This window comes from Streptomyces flavofungini (assembly GCF_041028215.1).
In the GTDB taxonomy this organism is placed as follows: Bacteria; Actinomycetota; Actinomycetes; order Streptomycetales; family Streptomycetaceae; genus Streptomyces; species Streptomyces flavofungini_B.
On sequence record NZ_JASKYR010000918.1, the window covers coordinates 1 to 3,047 of the forward strand.

Below are 3,047 nucleotides of genomic sequence, written 5' to 3' on the forward strand. Positions count from 1 at the left end.
GCCCCCGTGCGCACCACGGGAGCGGGGCCTTCCCGCTCGTCCGCACACCGCGAGTCCCCCCAGCACGAACAGCACTTGGGAATTCACCAGAGTCCGCCCCTCGTCCGGCCCGGCAACCGGTCAAGGCGCACCACGCTTTAGGGAAACCCGCAGTCCGCGACGGCCAGACTGGCCCCCGGACCGGGTCGACCTGTCGCCCCGGACCGGATCTGCCGGACGGGCGACACGCCCGCCCGGTACTCAGCAGGGTCGGGGCGTGGAATCCGGAAATCGCCGCTCTCCGCTTTTCGCGAGTTCCGGAATCTCATGGAGAGGTGGGCACCTGATGTCGAACGAGGACAAGCTCCGCGCGTACCTCAAGCGGGCCGTGGCCGACCTCCAAGAGGCCAGGCAGCAACTCGGCGAGGCCGAGAACCGCGACCGCGAGCCCGTCGCCGTCGTCGCCATGGCCTGCCGCTACCCCGGCGGAGTGCGCTCACCCGAGGAACTCTGGGAACTCGCCGCCGGTGGCGTCGACGCCATCTCCGCGTTCCCGGCCAACCGCGGCTGGGACCTCGACCGCCTGTTCCACCCCGACCCCGCACACCAGGGCACCACCTACGCCCGCGAAGGCGGATTCCTGCACGAGGCCGGTGAGTTCGACCCGGCGTTCTTCGGAATCTCCCCGCGCGAGGCGCTGGCGATGGACCCGCAGCAGCGCCTGCTCCTCGAAACCTCCTGGGAGACCCTGGAACGCGCCTGCATCGTCCCCGACACCCTGGCCGGCAGCACCACCGGCGTCTTCGTCGGCACCGGGCACGGCGACTACGACGGGGCCGCCCGGGGACGCCAGGAAGAGGTCGCCGGACACCTGCTCACCGGCAACACCGTCGCCGTCGCCTCGGGACGCCTCTCCTACACGTACGGCTTCGAGGGCCCCGCCGTCACGGTGGACACCGCCTGCTCCTCCTCCCTGGTCGCCCTGCACCTGGCCGTCCGCTCCCTGCGTCAGGGGGAGTGCTCCCTGGCCCTCGCGGGCGGCGCCACGGTGATGTCGACGCCGAAGATGTTCACCGAGTTCTCCCGCCAGCGCGGCCTCGCCGCCGACGGCCGCTGCAAGGCCTTCGCCGCCGCCGCCGACGGAACCGCCTGGTCGGAGGGGGTCGGCCTGATCCTCCTCGAACGGCTCTCCGACGCCCGCCGCAACGGGCACCCCGTCCTCGCCGTGATCCGCGGCTCCGCCATCAACCAGGACGGCGCCTCCAACGGACTCACCGCCCCCAACGGCCCCTCCCAGCAGCGGCTGATCCGGCAGGCGCTCATCGACTCCGGCCTCACCTCCGGCGACGTCGACGTCGTCGAGGCGCACGGCACCGGCACCACCCTCGGCGACCCCATCGAGGCCCAGGCCCTCCTCGACACCTACGGCCGCGACCGCGGCGACGGTCAGCCCCTGCTGCTCGGCTCGCTGAAGTCGAACACCGGTCACACCCAGGCCGCGTCCGGCGTCGCGGGTGTCATCAAGATGGTGCAGGCCATGCGCCACGGCACCCTGCCCAAGAGCCTGCACATCGACGCCCCCACCCCGAACGCCGACTGGGCCGACGGCGGCGTCGAACTGCTCACCGAGCACACCGCCTGGCCGCAGACCGGCCGCCCCCGCCGCGCCGCCGTGTCGTCCTTCGGCGTCAGCGGCACCAACGCCCACCTCCTCCTGGAGCAGGCACCCACCGCCGAGGACCCCGAGGCCCCCGCCGCCGCACAGGACGACGATGCCTGGCGTCCGTGGATCGTGTCCGGCAGGTCGCGTGCGGCGGTGGGCGAGCAGGCGGCACGCCTCGCGGAGATGGTCCGCGCGTCGGATGTGCGCGCGCTGGATGTGGCGTATTCGCTGGCGACGTCGCGGGTGGCGATGGATCACCGTGCGGTGGTGGTGGGCCGGGACGCCGATGAGTTCCTGTCCGGGCTGGACGCGTTGGCGGCCGGTGAGCCGTCCGCTCGGGTGGTGGAGGGTGCCACGGGTGAGGGCTCGGGGGGTGTGGTCTTCGTCTTCCCCGGTCAGGGCTCGCAGTGGACCGGTATGGCGGTCGAACTGCTCGCCACCAGCCCCGTGTTCGCGGGTCGGATCGCTGAGTGTGCTGAGGCGTTGGCGCCGTTCGTGGACTGGTCGCTGCTCGATGTGCTGAGTGGTGTGGAGGGTGCGGCGTCGCTGGAGCGGGTGGATGTGGTGCAGCCCGCGTTGTGGGCGATGATGGTGTCGCTGGCGGAGGTGTGGCGCTCGCGCGGTGTGGTGCCTTCGGCTGTGGTGGGTCATTCGCAGGGTGAGATCGCTGCCGCGGTCGTGGCGGGTGGTCTGTCGCTGGAGGATGGCGCGCGGGTGGTGGCGCTGCGGTCGCGGGCGTTGCGTGCGCTGTCGGGTCTGGGCGGCATGGTGTCCGTGGCGCGCGGCGTGGACGAGGTCCGTGAACTGCTCGCCGACTACGAGGGCCGCATCGGTGTCGCGGCCGTCAACGGCCCGTCGTCCGTGGTGGTGTCCGGCGACGCGGACGCGCTGGACGAGTTGGTGACCCGGTGCGAGCAGTCCGGTGTGCGGGCGCGTCGGGTCGCGGTGGACTACGCCTCGCACTCGGTGCATGTGGAGCGCATCGAGGACGAGTTGGCGGAGCTGCTCGCCCCGGTGGCGGCACGGTCGTGCGACGTGCCGTTCTACTCGACGGTCGCGGGGGAAGCGGTCGACACGGCGGGTCTGGACGGCTCGTACTGGTACCGCAATCTGCGGGGCACGGTGGAGTTCGAGGCGGCGACGCGTGCGCTGCTCGCGGACAACTTCCAGGTGTTCGTGGAGGTGAGCGCGCACCCGGTGGTGGCCACGGGGGTGCAGGAGACCATTGAGGACGCGGGTGTGCGGGCCGGTGTGCTGGTCCGCCCTGACCGGCGCCGACGGCGCCGTCCCCGGCGGCCGCTGGCCCGCGCTCGTCCCGGCGGGGCACGCCGACGACCCGTGGGTGGCCGAGGTGCTCGACGCCCTCACCGCCCGCGGAGTGCGGGTCGAACGACACGACCTGACC

General features: G+C 72.6%; 1 protein-coding gene. It reads left to right on the top strand.

Going from position 1 to position 3,047, the window contains the following annotated elements; all coding sequences use genetic code 11:
* Positions 1-325 precede the first annotated feature (325 nt).
* Positions 326-3,047 (top strand): type I polyketide synthase (locus AB8Z36_RS36540; protein WP_369217692.1); only part of this gene is annotated, 2,722 nt, incomplete at its 3' end.